General features: G+C 65.6%; 20 protein-coding genes. 13 read left to right on the forward strand and 7 right to left on the reverse strand.

Translation table 11 applies throughout. The annotated features are described in order from the left end of the window. Positions 1 to 27 precede the first annotated feature (27 nt). The 13 genes from AB3147_RS11360 to AB3147_RS11420 all read left to right on the forward strand — a co-directional run bounded on the left by AB3147_RS11360 (position 28) and on the right by AB3147_RS11420 (position 17,172). A complete protein-coding gene (locus AB3147_RS11360; RefSeq protein ID WP_239213571.1) occupies positions 28 to 1,494 on the forward strand; it encodes a flagellar hook-basal body complex protein in 1,467 nt (488 codons plus the stop codon). A 38-nt stretch (positions 1,495 to 1,532) separates the two neighbouring features. Further along, positions 1,533 to 2,297: a flagellar basal body rod protein FlgF gene (locus AB3147_RS11365; RefSeq protein ID WP_175126212.1), complete on the forward strand. Its 765-nt coding sequence runs from the start codon at positions 1,533 to 1,535 to the stop codon at positions 2,295 to 2,297. Positions 2,298 to 2,348: 51 nt separating this feature from the next. After that, positions 2,349 to 3,134, forward strand: coding sequence for a flagellar basal-body rod protein FlgG (gene flgG, locus AB3147_RS11370; protein WP_105238493.1), 786 nt, complete (start codon positions 2,349 to 2,351; stop codon positions 3,132 to 3,134). Next, on the forward strand, positions 3,134 to 3,823 hold the full coding sequence (locus AB3147_RS11375) for a flagellar basal body L-ring protein FlgH (protein ID WP_175126211.1): 690 nt from the start codon (positions 3,134 to 3,136) through the stop codon (positions 3,821 to 3,823). Before flgG ends, AB3147_RS11375 begins: the two co-directional genes overlap by 1 nt. A 3-nt stretch (positions 3,824 to 3,826) precedes the next feature. Next, a complete protein-coding gene (locus AB3147_RS11380; protein ID WP_279975072.1) occupies positions 3,827 to 4,963 on the forward strand; it encodes a flagellar basal body P-ring protein FlgI in 1,137 nt (378 codons plus the stop codon). 5 nt (positions 4,964 to 4,968) lie between these two features. Further along, entirely contained in the window at positions 4,969 to 5,946 is a 978-nt protein-coding gene (gene flgJ, locus AB3147_RS11385) for a flagellar assembly peptidoglycan hydrolase FlgJ (RefSeq protein ID WP_367351973.1), read from the forward strand. Between the two features lie 73 nt (positions 5,947 to 6,019). Further along, positions 6,020 to 7,693 carry a flagellar hook-associated protein FlgK gene (flgK, locus tag AB3147_RS11390; protein ID WP_218343534.1) on the forward strand — a complete coding sequence of 558 codons (1,674 nt, stop codon included), beginning with the start codon at positions 6,020 to 6,022 and terminating at the stop codon, positions 7,691 to 7,693. Between the two features lie 46 nt (positions 7,694 to 7,739). After that, positions 7,740 to 8,999, forward strand: coding sequence for a flagellar hook-associated protein FlgL (flgL, locus tag AB3147_RS11395; protein ID WP_218343535.1), 1,260 nt, complete (start codon positions 7,740 to 7,742; stop codon positions 8,997 to 8,999). 141 nt (positions 9,000 to 9,140) lie between these two features. Further along, on the forward strand, positions 9,141 to 11,000 hold the full coding sequence (locus AB3147_RS11400) for a methyl-accepting chemotaxis protein (RefSeq protein WP_218343536.1): 1,860 nt from the start codon (positions 9,141 to 9,143) through the stop codon (positions 10,998 to 11,000). A 102-nt stretch (positions 11,001 to 11,102) separates the two neighbouring features. After that, positions 11,103 to 12,974: a methyl-accepting chemotaxis protein gene (locus AB3147_RS11405; protein WP_367351974.1), complete on the forward strand. Its 1,872-nt coding sequence runs from the start codon at positions 11,103 to 11,105 to the stop codon at positions 12,972 to 12,974. A 29-nt stretch (positions 12,975 to 13,003) separates the two neighbouring features. Beyond that, the gene (locus AB3147_RS11410) at positions 13,004 to 13,471 is read left to right on the forward strand and encodes a hypothetical protein (RefSeq protein WP_175139214.1); all 468 of its coding nucleotides are present in this window, start codon (positions 13,004 to 13,006) and stop codon (positions 13,469 to 13,471) included. Positions 13,472 to 13,608: 137 nt separating this feature from the next. Beyond that, a complete protein-coding gene (locus AB3147_RS11415; protein WP_191578093.1) occupies positions 13,609 to 15,333 on the forward strand; it encodes a methyl-accepting chemotaxis protein in 1,725 nt (574 codons plus the stop codon). Between the two features lie 243 nt (positions 15,334 to 15,576). After that, the gene (locus AB3147_RS11420) at positions 15,577 to 17,172 is read left to right on the forward strand and encodes a methyl-accepting chemotaxis protein (protein WP_218343538.1); all 1,596 of its coding nucleotides are present in this window, start codon (positions 15,577 to 15,579) and stop codon (positions 17,170 to 17,172) included. Positions 17,173 to 17,247: 75 nt separating this feature from the next. Here the strand turns inward: AB3147_RS11420 and fliR are convergent, their stop codons facing one another. Genes fliR through fliL form a run of 7 tightly spaced genes read right to left on the reverse strand, consistent with a single transcriptional unit; the run spans position 17,248 to position 21,724 of the window. Continuing rightward, positions 17,248 to 18,036, reverse strand: coding sequence for a flagellar biosynthetic protein FliR (fliR, locus tag AB3147_RS11425; protein WP_175126266.1), 789 nt, complete (start codon positions 18,034 to 18,036; stop codon positions 17,248 to 17,250). A gap of 34 nt (positions 18,037 to 18,070) precedes the next feature. Beyond that, positions 18,071 to 18,340 (reverse strand): flagellar biosynthesis protein FliQ, encoded by a 270-nt coding sequence (gene fliQ, locus AB3147_RS11430; protein WP_008163193.1) that lies wholly within the window; start codon positions 18,338 to 18,340, stop codon positions 18,071 to 18,073. 18 nt (positions 18,341 to 18,358) lie between these two features. Then, positions 18,359 to 19,150, reverse strand: a complete 792-nt coding sequence (gene fliP, locus AB3147_RS11435) for a flagellar type III secretion system pore protein FliP (protein WP_370633024.1) — start codon at positions 19,148 to 19,150, stop codon at positions 18,359 to 18,361. A 34-nt stretch (positions 19,151 to 19,184) separates the two neighbouring features. Continuing rightward, on the reverse strand, positions 19,185 to 19,508 hold the full coding sequence (gene fliO / locus AB3147_RS11440; RefSeq protein WP_056570231.1) for a flagellar biosynthetic protein FliO: 324 nt from the start codon (positions 19,506 to 19,508) through the stop codon (positions 19,185 to 19,187). A gap of 11 nt (positions 19,509 to 19,519) precedes the next feature. Continuing rightward, entirely contained in the window at positions 19,520 to 20,077 is a 558-nt protein-coding gene (gene fliN / locus AB3147_RS11445; protein WP_367351975.1) for a flagellar motor switch protein FliN, read from the reverse strand. After that, positions 20,070 to 21,077, reverse strand: a complete 1,008-nt coding sequence (fliM, locus tag AB3147_RS11450) for a flagellar motor switch protein FliM (protein ID WP_175126262.1) — start codon at positions 21,075 to 21,077, stop codon at positions 20,070 to 20,072. The genes fliN and fliM overlap by 8 nt, the downstream gene beginning before the upstream one ends. A gap of 2 nt (positions 21,078 to 21,079) precedes the next feature. Next, positions 21,080 to 21,724, reverse strand: a complete 645-nt coding sequence (fliL, locus tag AB3147_RS11455; protein WP_175126261.1) for a flagellar basal body-associated protein FliL — start codon at positions 21,722 to 21,724, stop codon at positions 21,080 to 21,082. Positions 21,725 to 21,862 lie beyond the last annotated feature (138 nt).

The raw sequence follows: 21,862 nt of genomic DNA on the forward strand, positions 1-21,862 counted from the left end.
TTCCACTAAAGATTAGCGAGAGTAAACATGGGCTTCGGACAAGGATTGAGCGGCTTGAACGCCGCTGCGCAGAACCTGGACGTCATCGGCAACAACATCGCCAACTCGGGCACCGTCGGCTTCAAGTCGGCCACCGCATCGTTTGCTGACGTCTACGCCAGCTCGCGCGTGGGCCTGGGCGTCAAGGTCTCGGCCATCAACCAGCGCTTCACGGTCGGTTCCGTGACGGGCGGCGGCGGCGAATACGACATCGCCATCGACGGCGCGAAGGGCATGTTCCGTGTGACCGACCAGAGCGGCTCGGTCATGTACACGCGCAACGGCGAGTTCCTCGTCGACAAGAACAACTTCATCGTGAACGCGCAGGGCTATCGCCTGACCGGTTACCCGGCCGGCGCCATCGGTGCGAATCCGGTCGAACTGCAACTGCCGACCGCCAACGTCGCGCCGCAGGCGACGACCAGCGCCACCACCGTGGCCAACCTGGATGCCAACGCCAAGGTCATCTATCAGGTCGACACCGTGACGTCGCCGGCCGTTCCCGGCTCGGTCACCCTGGGCGGTACGGCCTATACGTTCACCAAGGCCGCCGGCGGTGCGCTGACGTGGGCGCCGGGCAACCCGCCGGCCAACACGTACGGCACGGCGCCCAACACCGTCACGATCGACGGCACGGGCCAGGTCACTGCCGGCGAGCTGGAAGACATCCCCGGCTTCGTGGACTACACCGCCGCCGTCACCGAGATCGGCAAGCCGTTCGATCCCAAGATCTCCAGCACCTACACGAACGCCTCGCCCATGACGGTGTTCGACTCCCTGGGCAACTCGCACCAGGTGATGCAGTACTTCGTCAAGCGTGAGGCGACGGCAGGCACCAGCGTGTACGACGTGTACTACACGATGGACGGCCAGGCCATGGCGCCCACCACCGAAGCCGGCGGCACCTGGGGTAACCCCACGCAGTTCACGTTCAACAACGCCGGCACGCTGACCAGCGCGCCGATCGTGAACCTGACCTTCGCCCAGCCCGGCGGCACGACTACCCCGGCCGATCCGCTGAACGTCGCCATCAACTACACCGGCACGACCCAGTACGGCAGCAACTACAAGCTGGTTGCCAAGCCCGACGGCTACACGTCCGGTGAGTTCAGCGGCATCAACATCAGCAGCGACGGCAGCCTGGTCGCCAGCTACACCAACGGCGAAACCCAGATCGTGGGCACGCTGGTCCTGGCCGACTTCTCGAACCTGCAGGGCCTGCAGCCCGTGGGCAACAACGCCTGGAAGGAAACGGCGGCTTCCGGCCAGCCGATCCTGGGCCAGCCCGGCACCAACAGCATGTCGACGGTGGTGGGTCAGGCGACCGAAGCGTCCAACGTGGACATGAGCAAGGAACTGGTCAACATGATCATTGCCCAGCGCACCTACCAGGCCAATTCGCAAACCATCAAGACCCAGGACGAAATCATGCAAGTCCTGATGAACCTGAAGTAATGCCCGCTGGGCAAGCGACGACACCGACGGAATAGGCAATGGACAGAATCATCTACACCGCCATGAATGGCGCAGCGCGGATCACGGAGCATCAGGCCGCGCTCTCCAACAATATGGCCAACGTGAACACGGCGGGCTTTCGCGAGCAGATCGCGCTGTACCGCTCGGTTCCCGTGACGGACGGGGTGAGCCTGCCTACGCGTGTTTCGACGGTGGCGTCAACGCCCGGCAACAGCTTCGAGATGGGCACCATGCAGACCACGGGCCGCGGCCTGGACGTGGCGCTGGCCAGCGAGAACGGCTGGATTGCGGTGCAGACGCCGCAAGGCGAGGCCTATACCCGCGCGGGCAGCCTGCAGGTCGGCATCAACGGCCTGCTGCAGACGTCGCTGGGCCAGCCGGTCCTGTCGGACCAGGGCGGTCCCATCGACGTGCCCGACCAGGCCGCGCTGACCATCACGTCGGACGGCACGATCACGGCGCTGGGCGCCGGCGATGCGCCGAACAACATCCTGAACCTGGGCCGCCTGAAGCTGGTCAACCCGGACAACAAGCAGTTGGTGCACGGCGACGACGGCGTCTTCCGCATGGCGCCGGTCAACGGCCAGCCCGCACCGCCGGTGCCCGCCGACCCCGCCCTTCGCCTGTTGTCGGGCGTGCTGGAAGGCAGCAACACCAATCCCATGGCGTCGATGGTGGGCATGATCGAAAACGCCCGCCGCTTCGAGCAGCAGATGCAGGTGATTCAGCAGTCGGACCGCAACGCGGAACGCGCCAACGGCATTCTGTCCGTAAGCGCCTGATTTAAATAACATTTAGTTCGCGGCCAGGCCGCGGCACCGGAGTCTTTCATCATGATGCGTTCGCTGTGGATCGCCAAGACGGGCCTGGAAGGTCAGCAGACCTCCATGGACGTGATTTCCAACAACTTGGCCAACGTCTCCACCAACGGGTTCAAGCGCGGCCGTGCCGTATTCCAGGACCTGATGTACCAGACGCTGCGCCAGCCTGGCGCCCAGGTGGGCGATGCCACGCAACTGCCGTCCGGCCTGCAGCTGGGCACCGGCGCGCGCGTGGCCGCCACCGAGCGCATCCACTCGGACGGCAACCTGAACAACACCGGCAGCGAAATGGACGTGGCGATCAACGGCCGCGGCTTCCTGCCGGTCGAATTGCCCGACGGCACGCAGGCCTACACGCGCGACGGCGCCCTGCAGCGCGACCAGAACGGCCAGCTCGTCACCGTCAGCGGCTACGTCATCCAGCCGCCGATCAACGTGCCGGACAACGCGCTGTCCATCACCATCGGCACCGACGGCATGGTCTCGGTGACGCAACCCGGCGCCGCCGGCATCAACGTGCAGATCGGCCAGTTGCAGATTGCCACGTTCATCAACCCGACCGGCCTGCAAAGCATCGGCGAAAACCTGTACCTGGAAACCGACTCGTCGGGTCCGGCGAACCTGCTGCAGCCCGGTGTGGACGGCGCGGGTTCGATCATGCAGAAGTACGTCGAAACCTCCAACGTCAACGTCGCTGAAGAGCTGGTCAACATGATCACGACGCAGCGCGCCTACGAAATGAACAGCAAGGCCGTCAAGACGTCGGACGAAATGCTGGCCCGCCTGACCCAACTGTGATGCTCATGTCTGTCCTGCGCCTGGTACTTGCGTCTGCGCTGGCTCTGCTGGCGGCTGGTTGCGCCATGATCCCGCCCGAACCCATCGTGACCGGGCCGACGACGGCGGCGCCGCCGCCGCCGCCGATGCCCATGGCGCAGCCCACGGGCTCGATCTACCAGCCCACGACTTACGGCAATTACCCGCTATTCGAAGACCGCCGGCCGCGCAATGTGGGCGACATCGTCACCATCGTGCTGAACGAGCGCACCAACGCGTCCAAGAACGTGGCGACGAACACCAACCGCAGCGGCTCGACCACGCTGGGCATCGCCGCGGCGCCGTCCTTCATGGACAGCTGGGCGAACGCCAACCTGAACACCGAAGCCAATGGCGGGAATGTGTCGCAGGGCAAGGGCGACAGCAGCGCCAACAATGCCTTCACCGGCACCATCACCACCACGGTGGTGGGCGTGATGTCCAACGGCAACCTGCAGGTCGCTGGCGAAAAGCAGATCGCCATCAACCGCGGCAGCGAGTACGTGCGCTTTGCCGGCGTGGTCGATCCGCGCTCCATCACGGGCACGAACACCGTGTCGTCCACGCAAGTGGCCGACGCGCGCATCGAATACCGCAGCAAGGGCGTCATGGACGAAGTCCAGACCATGGGCTGGCTGCAACGCTTCTTCCTGATCGCTTCGCCGTTCTAAATCATGAAACAACAGACTCCGATATCCACCTTGCTGTCCCTGATGGCGCGGGTGTGCGTGGCCGTCGGGCTGGCCGCGGGCGCCGGTGCGGCGCACGCCGAGCGGCTCAAGGATCTGGCCAGCATCCAGGGCGTCCGGGGCAACCAGCTCATCGGCTACGGCCTGGTCGTGGGCCTGGACGGCAGCGGCGACCAGGTGCGCCAAACGCCATTCACGCAGCAGAGCCTGACCAATATGCTGTCGCAGCTGGGCATCACGGTGCCCGCCGGCAGCAACATGCAATTGAAGAACGTGGCCGCCGTCATGGTCACGACGACCTTGCCGGCATTCGCGCGGCCCGGCCAGACGCTGGACGTGGTGGTCTCGTCCATGGGTAACGCCAAGAGCCTGCGCGGCGGCACGCTGCTGATGACGCCGCTCAAGGGCGCGGACAGCCAGGTCTACGCCATTGCCCAGGGCAACATCCTGGTCGGCGGCGCCGGCGCGTCCGCGGGCGGTTCCAGCGTGCAGATCAACCAGTTGAACGGCGGCCGCATCAGCGCGGGCGCCATCGTCGAGCGCGGCGTGCCGACCACGTTTGCCCGCGACGGCTACGTGCATGTCGAACTGAACAATACCGACTTCGGCACCGCGCAGAACGTGGCGACGGCCCTGAACCGCCAGTTCGGACAGGGCACGGCCACGGCGCTGGACGGCCGCGTCATCCAGGTGCGCACGCCCATGGAACAGGGCTCGCAGGCCCGCTTCCTGTCGCAGATGGAAGACCTGCAGGTCACGCGCGCGCCGACGGTCGCCAAGGTCATCATCAACGCCCGCACCGGCTCGGTCGTCATGAACCGCACGGTCATGATCGAAGAGGCCGCCGTGGCGCACGGCAATCTGTCGGTCATCATCAACCGCCAGAACGAGGTCGTCCAGCCGGACACGCCGTTCACGCAGGGCCAGACGGTGGTGGTGCCCAATACCCAGATCGAAGTGCGGCAGGACAACGGCTCGCTGCAGCGCGTGAGCACCAGCGCCAACCTGGCCGACGTGGTCAAGGGCCTGAACGCCCTGGGCGCCACCCCGCAGGACCTGCTGGCCATCCTGCAGGCGATGAAGACCGCGGGCGCCTTGCGCGCCGAACTTGAAATCATCTGACGGCCATGGCTTACACCAACGACGCGGCACGCGGCAGCACCCGGCAGGATTCGGTCTTCGACATGGGCCGCCTGTCGGACCTGAAGCGTGACGTCAAGAAGGATCCCGCCGGCACCGAGCAGCAGAAGCAGGTCGCCAAGCAGTTCGAAGCGCTGTTCCTGCAGATGATGGTCAAGCGCATGCGCGAGGCCACGCCCAAAGAAGGGCTGTTCGATTCCCAGCAGACGCAGATGCTGCAGTCCATGGCGGACGAGCAACTGGCCCTGCACCTGGCCTCGCCCGGCATCGGCCTGTCGCAGGCGATCCTGGCGCAGATGCAGCAGGGCAAACCCGGCGAGATCCCGGACGAAGCGATCAAACGCATCGGGCAGGGCGGCGATCTGGACTTCCAGACCGGCGGCTCGCGTGAGGTGTCGGCGCTATTGAACGTCATGCGCAACAACCGGCCGGCCGACCGCGCGCTGGCCGCTGCCGAAGGCGCACCCGAGCACGTGGTCGACTTCGTGTCCAAGATGTCGCGCGCGGCCAATCTGGCGTCGCAGCAGAGCGGCGTGCCGGCCCGTCTCATCATGGGCCAGGCGGCGCTGGAATCCGGCTGGGGCAAGCGCGAAATCAAGCATGAGGACGGCAGCACCAGCTTCAACCTGTTCGGCATCAAGGCAGGTTCGAGCTGGAAGGGCAAGGTCGTCAACGTGCTGACCACCGAATACGAAGACGGCGTCGCCCGCAAGGTGACGCAGCCGTTCCGGGCCTACGCGTCGTACGAGGAATCGTTTGCCGACTACGCCCGCCTGATCGGCAACAGCCCGCGGTACGAGAGCGTGACGACGGCCCGCAACGAGATCGAGGCGGCCCGCCGGATCCAGGACGCGGGCTACGCGACCGACCCGCGCTATGCCCAGAAGCTCATCGGCATCATGGGGCAGCTGCGGGGCGCGGCATCCAACGTGGAAAATTCACGGCGGATGTTGGAAGGACTCTAAATTTGGGTGATCTCCTGCCGTAAACGGGGTATCCAGAGATAACAGCTGCGGTTACATACGGGGCATTGTCAGCATGAATTTGTACAAAACGGCACTGGGCGGGTTGAACGCGGCGCAAGCCGGCCTGGCAACCACCGGCCACAACATCAACAATGCCACCACGGTCGGCTACAACCGTCAGCGCGTCATGACCTCGACGGCGGGCGCGCAAGCGACCGCCAACGGCTACATCGGCCGCGGCGTCCAGGTCGACACCGTCGTGCGCAGCTACGACAGCTTCCTGTACAAGCAGCTCGTCGGCGCGACCGGCAGCGGCGCCCAGCTCCAGGCTCAGCTTGACCAGGTTTCGCAGATCAACAACCTGTTCTCCGACCGCACGGTTGGCATCGCCCCTGGCCTGACCAACTTCTTCACCAGCATGAACACGGTGGCCAGCAAGCCGGCGGACCCCGCCGCGCGCGCCGACCTGCTCGGCCAGGCCAACAGCCTGACGACGCAGATCCGCTCGGCCTACTCGGAAATGCAGAAGCAGCGTGAAGGCCTGAACACGCAGATCAGCACCACGGTCGACCAGGTCAACAGCTACCTGACCCGCATCGACGACCTGAACCAGCAGATTTCCCTGGCGGCCGGCAAGGCCGGCGGCAGCCCCCCCAACGACCTGCTCGACCAGCGCGATCAGGCCGTCATGGAACTGAACCAGCTCATCGGCGTCACGACGTACGAGCAGGGCGACAAGATCAGCATCTCGCTCACGAAGGGCGGCCAGTCGCTGCTGTCGGGCAACACGATCTACCCGCTGCAAGCCGTGCCGTCCTCCGCGGACGCCGGCCGCACGGTCATTGCCTACACGCTGCCCGCGGGCACCGGCAAGACCATCGCGGTGGAAATGAAGGACACGGAAATCTCCGGCGGCAAGCTGGGCGGCCTGCTGCAGTTCCGCGCCTCGTCGCTGGACGTCATGCAGAATCAGCTCGGCCAGATGGCCGTTGGCCTGGCGCTGTCGTTCAACGAGCAGCACAAGCAGGGCCTGGACCAGGGCGGCAATCCGGGCACGGACTTCTTCGGCATCGGTTCGCCCCAGGGCGTGCCGAACACGACGAACAAGAGCAACGCGCAGATCTCGGGCGAATTCACCAACCTGGCAAACATCAATGCCAAGGACTACGAGATCTCGTTCGACGGCACCAACTACCAGGTGGTGCGCATGCCGGAAGGCTCGCAGGTCTACAACGGCCCGGCCACCGGCACGCCGCCCACGGCCACGCTGAACCTCGAAAGCGAGATGGGTCTGACGCTGACCATCAATGCGCCGCCCCAGGCCGGCGACAAGTGGTCGCTGTCGCCCACGCGCGATGCCGCCCGCGACATCAACGTCCTGATCACGGATCCGGACAAGGTTGCCGCGGCGGACCTGGAAGGCGGCGACGCCAACGGTAAGAACGCCCTGAAGCTGGCGCAGCTGCAGACCAGCAAGGTGCTGGGCCACGGCACGATGAGCATCAACGACATGTTCGCGCAGGTCGTGAACACGGTCGGCGTGCAGACGCAGCAGATCAAGACGGCCGCCACGGCGCAGGTCAACCTGGTCAAGCAGACGACCGCTGCCCAACAGGCAGTGTCGGGCGTGAACCTGAACGAAGAATACGTAAGCCTGTCGCTGTACCAGGAGCAGTACCAGGCCAGCGCCCGCATCATCGATGTGGCAAGCACCATTTTTGACACGCTGTTGGGCCTGCGCGGCTGATCAGAACGTTGACTGTGAATACTAGAAAGCATTACGGAGCTGCACCATGCGTCTGAGCACCACGATGATGTACTCGAACGGACTGAGCGGCGTTCTCGCTCAGGAATCCGACATGAATCGCCTGGTCGAACAGGTTGGCAGCGGCCGCAAGTTCCTGACCCCCGCGGACGATCCGCTGTCGGCTTCCCTGTCGATCGGCGTCGCGCAGACGCAGAGCATGAACACGACGTATGGCCTGAACCGCAACACGGCAAAGACCAACCTCGGCCAGGAAGCCAACGTTCTGGATTCGATCACCACCGCGCTGCAGGACGTGCGCACGCGCGTCGTCCAGGCCGGTAACGGCACGTTCGCCGACAGCGATCGCCAGGCCCTGTCGACGGCGCTCAAGAGCGCCCGCGACGCGCTGCTGGGTCTTGCGAACAGCACCGACGGCAACGGCCAGTACCTGTTTTCGGGTTACGAAGGCGGCGTGGTGCCTTACGCCCAGGACGCCACCGGCAAGATCGTCTACAGCGGCGCCACCGGCGAACGCACCGTGCAGGTCGACCAATCGCGCCAGCTGTCCACCAGCGACCTGGGTAGCGACATCTTCAACCGCGCCAACCCGGGTTCGACCGCGTACGTGAGCACCGCCGCGCCGGCTAACGGCGGCACCGCGCAGTTCGGCACCGTTTCGGTCACGCCGGGCAGCCCCAACATCGGCAAGAACTTCAGCTTGCAGTTCGAAGCGGATCCCGCGACGGGCAACATGGGCTATCGCGTCATCACGACCGACCCGAACGCCAACCCGCCCGTGCCGCCGGTGACCACCCCCGCGCCGCCGGCCGGTCCCACGGAATACAAGGAAGGCGCCAGCATCGACTTCGGCGGCGTCGCCGTCGTGGTCAAGGGCACGCCGCAGAACGGCGACGTCATCAACGTCGAGAGCATCCAGTCGGCCGATGTGGACATGTTCAACACGCTGGACAACCTCATCAAGGTGCTAGATTCGCCCATCGCCGGTGACGAGAAGGCGCTGGCCCGTCTGAACAACGAACTGGCGACGGCGAACAAGAAGCTGGCCACCACGTACGACAACGTGCTGACCGTGGGCGCTTCCGTGGGCGCGCGTCTGAACGAGCTGGAGGCGCTGGACGCCACCGGCACGCAAAAGGGCCTGTCGTATTCGAAGTCGCTGTCGGATCTGGAAGACCTGGACTACTACGCCGGCGCCAGCCAGCTCGCGCTGCGCCAGGTGGCATTGCAGGCGGCCTCGGCCGCGTTCATGACCATCCAGGGTTCCAGCCTGTTCAGCCGCAAGTGATGCGGTAGTTATCTGCGCGGCGCCGTTTGCGCGCGCCGCGGGTGGCGCACTTTTCGGACGCTGCCGGCCCGGGGCCGGGGCGTCCGTAGTGCGTGTAGGGTAGGTTGTGTCGTTTTTCGTTGCTTAACGCTCGGATATTTCATGCTTGGTAATTTAAAAGTTCGCACCTGCATCATCCTGGTGCTGTTGCTCTTCACGGGCGCCATGTTCATTTCGAACGGTGTGGCGTGGATGGGGTTGAATTCCGGCAGCGACAAGCTGGCGCAGGTCAACGAGGCCTATGCCAATCAGGCGACGCAACTGCAGCGTGCCTACAGCACCTTCCTGCGCGGCCGTCTGTTGCTTGCCAATTCGCTGATGGACATGCAGCAGGGCAAGACCGAACAATCGACGTCGCAAGCCAAGCGTGCCGATGCGCTCATGGCTGAAGGCCTCCAGTTGTTCGACGGGTTCCGCAAGGCGCCGCGCATGGCAGGCTCGGAAGATCTTGTGGCCAAGCTGGACGCCGCCTACAAGCAATTCGACGATGTCTACCGCCGCCAGGCCGCCGCGCTGGCGAACCTGGCCATCCAGGACTACCTGGATCTGAACGACGCCGGCGGCGCTGCCAACACCGCGTTCCGCGAGGCCGTCAACAACGTGCTGCAGTTCACGGACACGCGCACCGACGAGCTCATCGCGCAGGCAGAAGCCGATCACAACATTTCGCGCATGGTGACCATTGTGATGCTGGCCATCGCTCTGGTGCTGGCGCTGGGCTGCTGGATCTTCATCAACCGCACCGTGCTGCGTCCGCTGCATGAAGCGGGCGACCACTTCGAGAAGATCTCCGCTGGCGATTTCACCGGCCGTATCGAAGTGCGCAGCACCAACGAAATCGGTCACCTGTTTGGCGCCATCAAGCGCATGCAGGAAAGCCTGACCCGCACGGTGGCCTCGGTGCGCCGTGGCGTGGAAGAAATCAATCTGGGCGCGCGTGAAATTTCCGCGGGCAACACGGACCTGTCCAGCCGCACGGAGCAGCAGGCTGCTTCGCTGGAAGAGACCGCGGCCTCGATGGAAGAGCTGGCCTCGACCGTGAAGCAGAACGCGGACAACGCCCGCCAGGCCAATCAGTTGGCGGCGAGCGCGTCTGACGTGGCCGAGCGCGGTGGTTCGGCCGTGTCGGAAGTGGTCAACACGATGCAGGAGATCTCGGCCAGCTCGCGCAAGATCTCGGAGATCGTGTCTGTCATCGACGGCATTGCGTTCCAGACCAACATTCTTGCGCTGAACGCGGCGGTGGAAGCTGCACGTGCCGGCGAACAGGGCAAGGGCTTTGCCGTGGTGGCAGGCGAAGTGCGCTCACTGGCGCAGCGCAGCGCCCAGGCCGCCAAGGAAATCAAGGGCCTGATCGAGGACTCGGTGTCCAAGGTCGGCGCGGGTTCCCAGCAGGTCGAACGCGCCGGTTCCACGATGCAGGAAATCGTGTCCTCGGTGAAGCGCGTGACGGACATCATGGGCGAGATCTCGGCGGCGTCGGAGGAGCAATCCAGCGGCATCGATCAGGTGAACCGCGCGGTGTCGCAGATGGACGAAGTGACGCAGCAAAACGCGGCGCTGGTGGAAGAGGCTGCGGCCGCCGCCGGCTCGCTGCAGGAGCAGGCGCAGCGCCTGGCCGAAGCGGTGTCGGTGTTCAAGATCAACGCCGGCGAAGTCATTGAAGTGCCCGCGCGCCAGCTGGCGCAGCAACGCAGCGCGCCGCTGGTGTCCGCGCCCAAGCCCGCGCAAGAAGCTGCCGCCGCGCCCGCCGCGCAGCCCGAGCCCGCCGCCAAGGCCGCGCCCGCGCCGGCACCCCGTCTGACCCAGGTTGCCCGGCCCAAGCCGGCGGGCGCGACCGCCGCGCGCCCGCTGCGCCGGCCGGCCACGCGCGCCGCGGATGCGGCGGACGTTGCCGCGGCGGCGCCCAAGCCCGCCTCGCGCCGTCCGCCGCCCTCGGATGACGATTGGGAGTCCTTCTGACGGATCCGTTCCGCCAGTGCATTGAACAGGCAGTAGAGAAAATCCCTTTTACGTGCTGACGGCCAGGAACGCGCCGCCAGCACGATTACCGGAACTACGTAAATGTTTAGCAATCTGAAGGTGCGCACCGGCTTGATGCTGGCCCAATTGGCAGTCGCCTTGGCCGCGCTCGTTGCCATTGTGCTGGGTTGGAACAGCATGCAGTCCAATGCCCGGGCGATCAACACCTTGGATTCCCTGAGCGTCCAGCAGAGCAATCTGATCAAGGACTCGTACACGCAGATGCTGCGCGCCACCGTGCGCGCCGACATCGCCGCCGCTCAGCGCGCCGCGGGCGACGCGAGCGGCGCCGCCGAAAACTCCCGCATCGTCCAGCAGCTGATCGCGGACGCCAAGAAGAAGATGGAGACCTTCAAGGCGATTCCGAAGACGACCGAGATCGGCCGGAAGTCCGAAGGCGACCTGCTGTCCGCTTTCACCGGCTTTGCCGACTCCCTGGAAGGCATGATGGCCGCCCTGGACAAGGGCGACGCCGCGACGTATCTGTCGCTCAAGAATACGAAGGCGGGCGCCGCCAGCGGTCTTTTCTTCAAGCAGCTCACGGACTTTGCCGCCAACATCAACAATTTCAGCGAAGAGATGGTGAAGTCGTCGCGCGCACAGGCCTCGACGATGACCTTCGTCTACATCGGCCTGGCCGTGCTGATTCTGGTGGTGTCGCTGGGCGCGTTCCTGTTCATGAATCGGGTCGTGCTGCGTCCGCTGCGCGCCGTGGGCGAAAGCTTCGACAAGATCGCTGCGGGGGACCTGACCGTACGCGTGGACGTCAACTCCACGAACGAAATCGGCGCCCTGATGGCCGCCGTCAAGCGCATGCAGGAAAGCCTGGCGCGCACCGTGTCGGCGGTGCGCCGCGGCGTGGATGAAATCAACGTCGGTTCGCGTGAAATCTCGGCGGGCAACACGGACCTGTCCAGCCGCACCGAAGAGCAGGCCGCTTCGCTGGAAGAGACCGCCGCGTCGATGGAGCAGCTGGCCTCGACCGTGAAGCAGAATGCGGACAATGCGCGCCAGGCCAATCAGCTGGCGGCCAGTGCGTCGGACGTGGCCGAGCGCGGTGGTTCGGCGGTGTCGGAAGTGGTCAACACCATGGAAGGCATTTCGGCCAGCTCGCGCAAGATCTCGGAAATCGTGTCGGTCATCGACGGCATTGCGTTCCAAACCAACATCCTGGCGCTGAACGCCGCGGTGGAAGCCGCACGTGCGGGCGAGCAGGGCAAGGGCTTTGCGGTGGTGGCGGGTGAAGTGCGCTCGCTGGCGCAGCGCAGCGCCCAGGCCGCCAAGGAAATCAAGAGCCTGATCGAGGATTCGGTGTCCAAGGTCGGCGCCGGTTCGCAGCAGGTCGAACGCGCCGGCGCGACGATGCAGGAGATCGTTGCTTCCGTGAAACGCGTGACGGACATCATGGGCGAGATCTCGGCGGCCTCCGACGAGCAGTCCAGCGGCATCGACCAGGTCAACCGCGCCGTCGCGCAGATGGACGAAGTGACGCAGCAGAACGCGGCGCTGGTGGAAGAGGCTGCGGCCGCGGCGGGCTCGCTGCAGGATCAGGCGCAGCGCCTGGCCGAAGCGGTGGCCGTGTTCAAGATCAATGCAGGCGAAGTCATCGAAGTGCCGGCGCGCCAGTTGGCGCAGCAGCATCGGCCGGCTGCCCGCGTTGCCGCACCGGCGCCCGAGCCCGAGGTGGCGCCGCCACCCGCCGCGCCGGCCGCCAAGCCCGCCGCCGCCGTGCGCCTGACACACACCGCCCGCGCCAAGCCGGAACCGGCCGCCGGCGCCTCGGCAACGCGCCCGCCGCGCAAGCCCGCGGCGGCGCGTCCGGCGCCCGCGGCAAAGGACGTTTCGAAGCCCGCGCCAGCACCGGCTGCAAGCCGGCGGCAGGCGCCTTCGGACGACGATTGGGAATCTTTCTGACGCCGGCGCCGCCGGCAAATAGGCAGGGTATGCGAGGTTATCTACATCTTCTGGCAGCGGCCGCGATTGCGGCCCTTGTCGCTGGCTGTGCGGCAACGGGTCACAACTTCGACCCGAGCAAGCTGTCGACCCTGACGCCCGGGCAGACGACCATGGAAGAGGCCGCGCGCGCGCTGACCGCCCCGCCTGCCCAACAATTCAAACAGAGCGACGGCACAGTGCTGGCGCTCTGGTTCCACAAAATCACCTTTGTCACCGACGGCCTGTACAGCCGTAAGGAAGCGCTGCTGCAGTTCGGCCCCGACGGCCGGCTGATGCGGCTCGTCGACAGCACCAATATTCTGCTGGAACCTTGGGAACGCCAGAAGTTGCTGGGGCCTGCCCCCGCGCCTGCCTTGACGCAGGACTGGGCACAACCTGCGATGGAACCCGAGGTGCAAACGATCTACATTCCGGGCCCGGGTGAACCGGCCGGTCTGGCGCCGCAGGGCAAGTAGCCCTGCAGTTCGGCAGAAGACATCGGGCGTCACATGCCCGGTGTTCGTCGCCCTGAGTGCATCCCCTGTGTAACAGGGCATGTCCACAGGGTGGTTTTTCATTTGGTCAGAGCAGTTCCTGAGGGATGGGGAAATAAATGGAAGCGAGTCTCGAATCCGGTGGTAAAGCCGGCAAGGCCGGCAAGAAAAAAGCCGCGCGCGCACCCAAGGTCAAGCGCAAACTGAGGCTGCGCGATGCGCGCGTTGGCACGATGCTGCTGTGGGTGATGGCGTTTTTCGCGTTGCTGATCGCGGCGGTGGGCGGCCTGGCCGCGTACTTCCTGCAGAGCAACTATGAATCGATCCGCGAGGTCAACGCGCTGACGGCGCGGGCCAAGCAGGTCGAAATCATCAACAGCGACATGCTGCGCGCCCGCGTGAGCCTGATGGTGGCCGCGCGCCACCTGCAGGAATCCGGCTGGGGCAGCGGCGAGAACTCCGCGCGTGACGCGGCCGCTTCGCTCAAGGGCGCGACGGACCTGTTGACGGGTGTGCGCAGCCGCTTCGCCGATTTCCAGAAGAACATGCTCGAGGACGACACTGGCCGCCAGTTGTCGATGAACCTTGTGCGCCGCTATCGCTCGTACATCGACGACGGCGTGGACACGATGGTCGAAGCCCTGCGCAGCGAAGACTATTCGACGTTCTACATGGTGAACAACGAATACGGCACGCCTCGCAGCGCCGCCTTCATCGAGGCGATCAGCCAGTTCGACAAGTACATCGCCGACCAGCAGCGTGAAACGATCGAACAGGCCGAGGCCAATTTCAACCTGGCCATGATCGCCGTCGGCATTGCGGTTGCGCTGGCGCTGCTGCTGATGGTGCTTGCCCGCATCCTGTTCGGCCGCCTGGTGGTGCGCCCCTTGGTCGAAGCCGGTCAGCACTTTGACAAGATTGCCGCAGGCGACCTGACGGGCCGCGTGGAAGTGCGTTCGCACAACGAAATCGGCCAGCTGTTCGCCGCGCTCAAGCGCATGCAGGAAAGCCTGACGCGCACCGTGTCGACGGTGCGCCGTGGCGTGGACGAGATCACCGTCGGTTCGCGTGAAATCTCGGCCGGCAACACGGACCTGTCCAGCCGCACGGAAGAGCAGGCCGCGTCGCTCGAAGAGACCGCTGCCTCGATGGAAGAGCTGGCCTCGACCGTCAAGCAGAACGCGGACAACGCCCGCCAGGCCAACCAGCTGGCGGCCAGCGCGTCGGATGTGGCCGAGCGCGGCGGTTCGGCGGTGTCGGAAGTGGTCAACACCATGGAAGGCATTTCGGCCAGCTCGCGCAAGATCTCGGAAATCGTGTCGGTCATTGACGGCATCGCGTTCCAGACCAACATCCTGGCGCTGAACGCCGCGGTGGAAGCCGCACGTGCGGGCGAGCAGGGCAAGGGCTTTGCGGTGGTGGCGGGCGAAGTGCGCTCGCTGGCGCAGCGCAGCGCCCAGGCCGCCAAGGAGATCAAGGGCCTGATCGAGGATTCAGTGTCCAAGGTCGGCGCGGGTTCGCAGCAGGTGCAACGCGCCGGCGCGACGATGCAGGAGATCGTTGCCTCGGTGAAGCGCGTGACCGACATCATGGGTGAGATCTCGGCGGCGTCCGAGGAGCAGTCCAGCGGTATCGACCAGGTCAACCGCGCCGTGTCGCAGATGGACGAAGTGACGCAGCAGAACGCGGCGCTGGTGGAAGAGGCTGCGGCCGCCGCCGGCTCGCTGCAGGAACAGGCGCAGCGCCTGGCCGAAGCGGTTGCCGTGTTCAAGATCAATGCCGGCGAAGTGATTGAAGTGCCGGCGCATCAACTGGGCGGGTATGCCGCGCCGTCGCTGAACTGATCGACGTTATCCCGGGCCGCGCCCGATCCTGCAGATGCGGGATCGGGCGCGGCTTTTTTGTAGGCCAGCGATCCGCGGATGTGCTTGTTTCATATCGGACGGTTATGCGTGCGTTGATGGAAATCATAAGCACGTTAAGTTTTCCGCTTTATGACCGTAAATAATGTCAACGCCTGAATTTTCAGGACGAAAACAGAGTAATCAACGGTGGCCGGGGGATCGGACGCCAGCTGGAGACAAACCATGCGTGTCAATCTACCCGTCACCAATGTGGAAACCAAGCTGCGCGAGGACCAGTACCTGATCTCGCGCACAGACACCAAGGGCCGCATCGTCTACGCCAACCCGGCCTTCGTCGAGGTCAGCGGCTTCACCCGCGAAGAGCTCATCGGCAAGGCGCACAACATCGTGCGCCATCCCGACATGCCGCCGGAGGCCTACGCGGATCTCTGGGAGACCCTGGAAGCCGGGGAATCCTGGCTCGGCGTGGTCAAGAACCGCCGCAAGGATGGCGGCTACTACTGGGTGCTGGCCAATGCCACGCCCATCGTCGAGAACGGCGAAGTCGTGGCCTATTCGTCCGTGCGCGTGCAGCCGTCGGAAGAACAGATCGAGATGGCCGAAGCGCTGTACGCGCGCATGCGCGAGGGCACGGCCAAGGGCGTGCGCATCCTGCACGGCCGGCCCGTGCGCGCCGGCTGGCGCAGCGGCCTGGACCTGCTGGCGTTCCCGTTTCGGCCTGGCGTGCGCAGCCGCATGCTGCGCCACGCCACGCTGTCGTCGGCCATCGTCGGCGCCGCGGGCGCGTATGGCCTGCATGCCAATTGGGCCGGCCTGAGCCCGTTGGGCGCGGCGCTGGGTTGTGGCGCGATCGGGCTGGGCATCGTCGCCATCTACGCGATGGGCTGGAGCCTCTCGCGTTCGCTGCTGGACCCGATGCGAGACGCGGCGAACATGGCACGGCAGGTCGCTGCGGGCAACCTGACCACGCAGATCGTGCCGGAATCGGATGACGAGGTGGGCAGCCTGAAGTTTTCGCTGGAGGTCATGCGCAAGAGCCTGATCGGCATTGCCCAAGACGTCTATCGCGGCATCGAGGGCACGACGCACGCCGCGGTGGACATCGCCCGGGGCAACCAGGAACTGGCCGGCCGCACGGAAGGGCAGGCGGCGTCGCTGCAGCAGACGGCCGCCAGCATGCAGCAACTGACGTCCACCGTGCGCCAGAACGCCGACAATGCGCGGCAGGCCAACGATCTGGCCGCCAGCAGCATGGACGTGGCGCGGCGCGGCGGCGTGGCCGTCGGACAGGTGGTCAACACCATGCACGGCATCTCGGACAGCTCGCGCAAGATCGCCGACATCGTCACCATCATCGAAGGCATCGCCTTCCAGACCAACATCCTGGCGCTGAACGCCGCGGTGGAAGCCGCCCGGGCCGGCGAGTCCGGCAAGGGCTTCGCGGTGGTCGCGGGCGAAGTGCGCAGCCTGGCGCAAAAGAGCGCCCAGGCCGCCAAGGAAGTGAAGACGCTGATCGAGGACTCGGTGGACCGCGTGACCGAAGGCTCGGCGCAGGCGGAGCAGGCTGGCGCGACCATGCAGGAGATCGTGGATGCCGTTCACCGCGTCACGGACATCATCGGCGAGATCTCGCGCGCCTCGCAGGAACAGTCAACCGGCATCGAACAGGTGGATACCGCGGTCTCGCAAATGGACGTGATGACCGTGCAGAACACGGCACTCGTGCAGGAACTGGGCGGCGCGGTGACGCAGCTGGGCAATCAGTCGGGCGCGCTGCGCGAGACCATCCGCGTCTTCCGCGTGGTGGGACAGCACTGATCGAGTTGCGGGCGGAGGGCGGCGGGGCCGGGGCCCGCGGTCACGCCCGATTGCAGGCCTGCTGGCGGCGGGCGGTTACCGCCCAGCCAGCGCATCCACCACACGGCTCATCGCCGTCAGCCCCGATTCGAACAACGACTCCAGGAACGGCCCGGCGTGGGGCAGCACGATCGCCAGGATCGTCACGCCGACGATGAGCGTGACGGGAAAGCCCACCGCAAACACGGAAAGCTGCTGGGCGGCGCGGTTCAGGATGCCCATGGCCAGGTTGATGGTGAGCAGGGCGCAAATCAGCGGCAGCGCCAGCAACAGCCCAGACACGAAGATCGTCTTGCCCCATTCCACGACTGCGCCCCAGCCGTTCTGGTGCAGCTGGATCATCGCGATGGGCAGGGTGTCGAATGACCGCACAAGCGCCGCCAGCACCAGCAGATGCCCATCCAGCGCCAGGAAGGTCAGCATCGCGACGATGTTGAAAATGCGCGACAGCACGGCGGTGTTGGCGCCCGAGCTGGGGTCGAAGAACGAGGCGAACGACAGGCCCATCTGCAGGCCCACGAATTCACCAGCCGTCTGCACCGCTGCGAATACGATGCGCATGGTGAACCCCATGGCGATGCCGATCAGCACCTGCTGCATCACCATCCAGAGGCCGGCGTAGGAACCGGGTGCGACGGGTGGCATGGGATCCAGGGCCGGGCTGATCGCCACGGCCAGGACGAACGACAGTCCCACCTTGACCTTGACGGGGATCAGCGATTCGGAGAAGAGCGGCGCGGTGCCCACGAGCGCGAGAATACGCACGAACGGCCAGAGGAACTGGCCGACCCAGCCGTTCAGCTGCTCGAGCGTAAAAGAGAACATGGCGTCGTAACCCGTGTCCGGCGGCCGGCGCCGCTCAGGACACCAGCATGGGGATCTGGCCGATGAGCTGCCGGATGTAGTCGACCATGACGCCGATCAGCCAGGGGCCCAGCAGCACCAGCACGCCGCACATGGCCAGCAGCTTCGGAATGAACGACAACGTCATTTCGTTGATCTGCGTGGCGGCCTGGAAGATGCTGATGACCAGACCCACGACCAGCGTGACGAGCAGAAGGGGACCGGCCATCGCCAGGACGATCTTCATCGCCTGGTAGGTCATGGTCATGACGGTTTCAGCGGTCATGGCGATCTCCTTGCGGCGTTACTGGTAAAAGCTCTGGGCCAGCGAGCCCATGAGCAGGTTCCAGCCGTCGGCCAGTACGAACAGCATCAGCTTGAAGGGCAGCGCCACGGTGACGGGCGGCACCATCATCATGCCCAACGCCATCAGGACGCTGGCAACCACCAGGTCGATGATGAGGAAGGGAATGAAGATCGTGAAGCCGATCTGGAAGGCGGTCTTCAGTTCGCTCGTGATGAAGGCCGGCACCAGGATGCGCATCGGCACCTGCGAGGGGTCTTCCAGCGCGGGCTGCTTGGCCAGGTTGGCAAAGAGCGCCAGGTCGTTCTCGCGTGTCTGATGCAGCATGAAGGTGCGCAGCGGATTCGCGGCGCGTTCGACCGCGGCCTCGAACTGGATCGTGCCTTCGGACAAGGGCTTGTAGGCGTCGGTGTAGATCTTGTCAAACACCGGCGACATCGTATAGAAGGTCAGGAACAGCGCCAGGCCGATCAGCACGTGGTTGGGCGGCGACATGGCCGTGCCCATCGCGCTGCGCAACAGGCCCAGCACGATGATGATGCGCGTGAAGCCCGTCATCATCAGCAGCGCCGCCGGCAGGAACGAAAGCGACGTCATCAGCAGCATGGTCTGCATGCTGAGCGAGTAGGTCTGCGAGCCATTCGCGCCCGGCGTGGCCGTCAGCGCGGGCAGCGTGGCCTGCGCCACCACGCCGGCCGGGAAAAAGGCCAGGCCCAGCACCGCGGCGGCGGCCAGCATGGGCAGCGCGCGCTGGGCGGCGCGGGCGGTAGTCGTGCGGGTAGGCAAACTCATGGGTATCGCTTGATTCGCGCCGGGGCGTTGAGCCCTAGCGGCGCTTGAGTGCCTGGCCCAGCTTGGCCGCGAAGGCGGCCGTGGGCAGAGGCGAACCCTCCGGCAACTGGCCGGCGGGCAGGGTATGCAGGGTGGTGAGCTGGTTCGGGCCAACGCCCACCACCAGCCAGGTGTCTTCGATCTCGACGACGACGACGCTTTGGCGCGGACCGACCGGCATGCTGGCAACCTGGCGCAGCACGTTGCCGCCGCCGCGCTGGACCAGTCCGGCGCGCTTGGCAAGCCACGCCGCGGCCAGGATGGCGGCCACCACCAGCACAAGGCCGATGATGACGCGCAGCAGGGCAGGTTCGGTCATGGCGCCAGGGGTCAACGACGGTTGTTCAAGCGGTTGATCCGCTCGGACGGGGTGATGATGTCGGTCAGGCGGATGCCGTACTTTTCTTCGACGACCACCACTTCGCCCTGGGCGATCAGGTAGCCGTTGACGAAGATGTCCATCGGTTCGCCGGCCAGGCCGTCCAGTTCCACCACCGAGCCCTGGCCCAGCTGGAGCAGGTTCTTGATGGTCAGGCGGGTGCGGCCAAGCTCAACCGTCAGCTGGACGGGAACGTCCATGATCAGGTCGATGTCGGTGCCTTGGCCGGACGTGGCGCCGGCCAGCGGCTTGAACACGGACGCGGCGGCCGAGGCCGTGGCGGCCGGCGCCGCGGCGGGAGCCGGGGCCGGGGCAGGAGCGGTAGCGGGCGCCGCAGCAGCGGGCGCAGCGGGCGCGGCAGCCTGTTCGGCCATCGCGGCGGCCCAGTCGTCCTGCGGCTTCAGACCGTCGGCTTGCGTGGGCGGGTTGGCGCGGGATTGTTCGGCGAGCGCGTCGGCCCAGTCGTCGGCCGGGGACGAGCCAGTGCCGGGCTCGTTCTTGTCAGTCATGGTCAGAGGCCTCGTTGGGTTCTGTATCGTGGGTAAACAGGTTTTGTACGCGCAGGGCGTATTGGCCGTTGAAGACGCCGTAGCCGCATTCCATCAGCGGCACGCCGTCGACGTGGGCGATGACGGTTTCAGGCACGTCGACCGGAAGGACGTCGCCGACCTTCAGGCTCATCAGTTCGCGGATCGACGACGGGATGCGGGCAAATTCCGCGACCACGTCGATGTCCGCGCTGCGCACCTGGCGGGAAAGCTGCTGCGACCAGCGCTGATCCACTTCTTCGAGCGTCGTTTCCTGCAGCGGGCGCGTCAGCAGATCGCGCACCGGCTCGATCATGGAGTAGGGCAGGCAGATGTTCAGGTCGCCGCCGGTCGCGCCGAATTCGATGTGGAACGAGGAGACCACCACCACTTCGTTGTTGCCGGTGATGCTGGCGAACTTGGTGTGCATCTCCGAGCGGACGTATTCGAACTCGATCGGGTAGACGGGATCCCAGGACTTGCCGTAGCTTTCCAGGGTCAGGTTGAGCAGGCGCCGGATGATGCGCTGTTCGGTGGTGGTGAAGTCCCGGCCTTCGACGCGCGTGTGGTAGCGGCCATCGCCGCCGAACAGGCTGTCGATGACCAGGAACACCAGGTTCGGGTCGTACGTAAAAAGCGCCGTGCCGCGCAGCGGCTTCATCTGAATCATGTTCAGATTGCTGGGAACCGGCAGGTTGCGTTCGAAGTCCGCGTACTTCTGGATCTTGATCGAGCCGACGGTGATGTCGGCGCTGCGGCGCATGAAGTTCAGCAGCACGTTGCGCATGTTGCGCGCAAACCGCTCGTTGATGAGCTCCAGCGTCTGCATGCGGCGGCGCACGACACGCTCTGGCGAGCTCAGGTCGTAGGCACGCGCACCGCCGTTCTGGCCGTCGGATTCCTTTTTACTATCGCTCTCGCCGGTGACGCCGGCTAGCAGCGCATCGACTTCGTCCTGCGAAAGAAATGCCTCGTAGGCCATGCTTATTGCACCACGAACGCCGTGAACAGCACGTCGGTCACGTACTGGCCGTCAGGCAGGGGCGAGAAGGGGCGGTTCACCGCCTGCTTGATGGCCGTGATCATGTCGGTCTTGCCTTGCTGCGTCTGCACCGCGGTGGGCGATTGCGACGACAGCACCATCAGGATGCGGCTGCGCACTTCGGGCATGTACTTTTCCAGGCGCGTGCGGGTCTGTTCGTCGCTCACGCGCAGGGTCAGGCCGACGTGCATGATGCGTTCCGTGTCCGCGTTCTGCAGCGTGACGGTGAAGGCTTCGATCGGCACGAAGATCGGCGCGGGCACGGCGATCGGGGTGGCAGACGGCGCGACGAAGGTCGTCGGCGTGGCCTGCGGGCCTTGGCCGGGCTGGCCTTGCACGCCGCCGGCCTGGCCGGGCTGACCCGGCTGGCCGGGTTGGCCGCCAGGCACCTGGCCCACGCCAAGCTGCACCGGAGCGCCGCCTTGCGGTTGCTGCAGACGCTGCGTGATGAACCAGGTCGCGCCGGCGCTGGCCGCGGCAACCAGCAGCAGCACCAGGATCGCCAGCAGCGGCCGAAGGATGCGGCCAATGCCGCCGGAGGACTTCGCGTCGCGTGCCGGCGCGGGAATGGGTTTGATTGTCGCCATCTGGAGTTCGATGCGTGTTTGCCGCTGGTGAAAACGGATTCTTAGTGGATGAAAGCATTCTGCCCGAATTCACGCCGCCGCTTGGAGGCGAAAAACAGGGCGAAAGCCGCGTATCTCAAGCTATTGCTGCACTGCCCG

Source organism: Achromobacter animicus (assembly GCF_040775605.1).
GTDB classification, from domain to species: domain Bacteria; phylum Pseudomonadota; class Gammaproteobacteria; order Burkholderiales; family Burkholderiaceae_B; genus Achromobacter; species Achromobacter animicus.

What these genes read in the sequence shown, in the direction of transcription:
- fliN (WP_367351975.1), bottom strand. Translation starts at nt 20,077, where the DNA reads ATGACTGACAAGAACGAGCCCGGCACTGGCTCGTCCCCGGCCGACGAC.
- AB3147_RS11420 (WP_218343538.1), top strand. Translation starts at nt 15,577, where the DNA reads ATGCGTGTCAATCTACCCGTCACCAATGTGGAAACCAAGCTGCGCGAG.
- fliR (WP_175126266.1), bottom strand. Translation starts at nt 18,036, where the DNA reads ATGTTCTCTTTTACGCTCGAGCAGCTGAACGGCTGGGTCGGCCAGTTC.
- fliM (WP_175126262.1), bottom strand. Translation starts at nt 21,077, where the DNA reads ATGGCCTACGAGGCATTTCTTTCGCAGGACGAAGTCGATGCGCTGCTA.
- fliP (WP_370633024.1), bottom strand. Translation starts at nt 19,150, where the DNA reads ATGAGTTTGCCTACCCGCACGACTACCGCCCGCGCCGCCCAGCGCGCG.
- AB3147_RS11365 (WP_175126212.1), top strand. Translation starts at nt 1,533, where the DNA reads ATGGACAGAATCATCTACACCGCCATGAATGGCGCAGCGCGGATCACG.
- AB3147_RS11360 (WP_239213571.1), top strand. Translation starts at nt 28, where the DNA reads ATGGGCTTCGGACAAGGATTGAGCGGCTTGAACGCCGCTGCGCAGAAC.
- fliO (WP_056570231.1), bottom strand. Translation starts at nt 19,508, where the DNA reads ATGACCGAACCTGCCCTGCTGCGCGTCATCATCGGCCTTGTGCTGGTG.
- AB3147_RS11410 (WP_175139214.1), top strand. Translation starts at nt 13,004, where the DNA reads ATGCGAGGTTATCTACATCTTCTGGCAGCGGCCGCGATTGCGGCCCTT.
- AB3147_RS11380 (WP_279975072.1), top strand. Translation starts at nt 3,827, where the DNA reads ATGAAACAACAGACTCCGATATCCACCTTGCTGTCCCTGATGGCGCGG.
- flgG (WP_105238493.1), top strand. Translation starts at nt 2,349, where the DNA reads ATGATGCGTTCGCTGTGGATCGCCAAGACGGGCCTGGAAGGTCAGCAG.
- flgL (WP_218343535.1), top strand. Translation starts at nt 7,740, where the DNA reads ATGCGTCTGAGCACCACGATGATGTACTCGAACGGACTGAGCGGCGTT.
- flgK (WP_218343534.1), top strand. Translation starts at nt 6,020, where the DNA reads ATGAATTTGTACAAAACGGCACTGGGCGGGTTGAACGCGGCGCAAGCC.
- fliL (WP_175126261.1), bottom strand. Translation starts at nt 21,724, where the DNA reads ATGGCGACAATCAAACCCATTCCCGCGCCGGCACGCGACGCGAAGTCC.
- fliQ (WP_008163193.1), bottom strand. Translation starts at nt 18,340, where the DNA reads ATGACCGCTGAAACCGTCATGACCATGACCTACCAGGCGATGAAGATC.
- AB3147_RS11400 (WP_218343536.1), top strand. Translation starts at nt 9,141, where the DNA reads ATGCTTGGTAATTTAAAAGTTCGCACCTGCATCATCCTGGTGCTGTTG.
- AB3147_RS11405 (WP_367351974.1), top strand. Translation starts at nt 11,103, where the DNA reads ATGTTTAGCAATCTGAAGGTGCGCACCGGCTTGATGCTGGCCCAATTG.
- AB3147_RS11375 (WP_175126211.1), top strand. Translation starts at nt 3,134, where the DNA reads ATGCTCATGTCTGTCCTGCGCCTGGTACTTGCGTCTGCGCTGGCTCTG.
- AB3147_RS11415 (WP_191578093.1), top strand. Translation starts at nt 13,609, where the DNA reads ATGGAAGCGAGTCTCGAATCCGGTGGTAAAGCCGGCAAGGCCGGCAAG.
- flgJ (WP_367351973.1), top strand. Translation starts at nt 4,969, where the DNA reads ATGGCTTACACCAACGACGCGGCACGCGGCAGCACCCGGCAGGATTCG.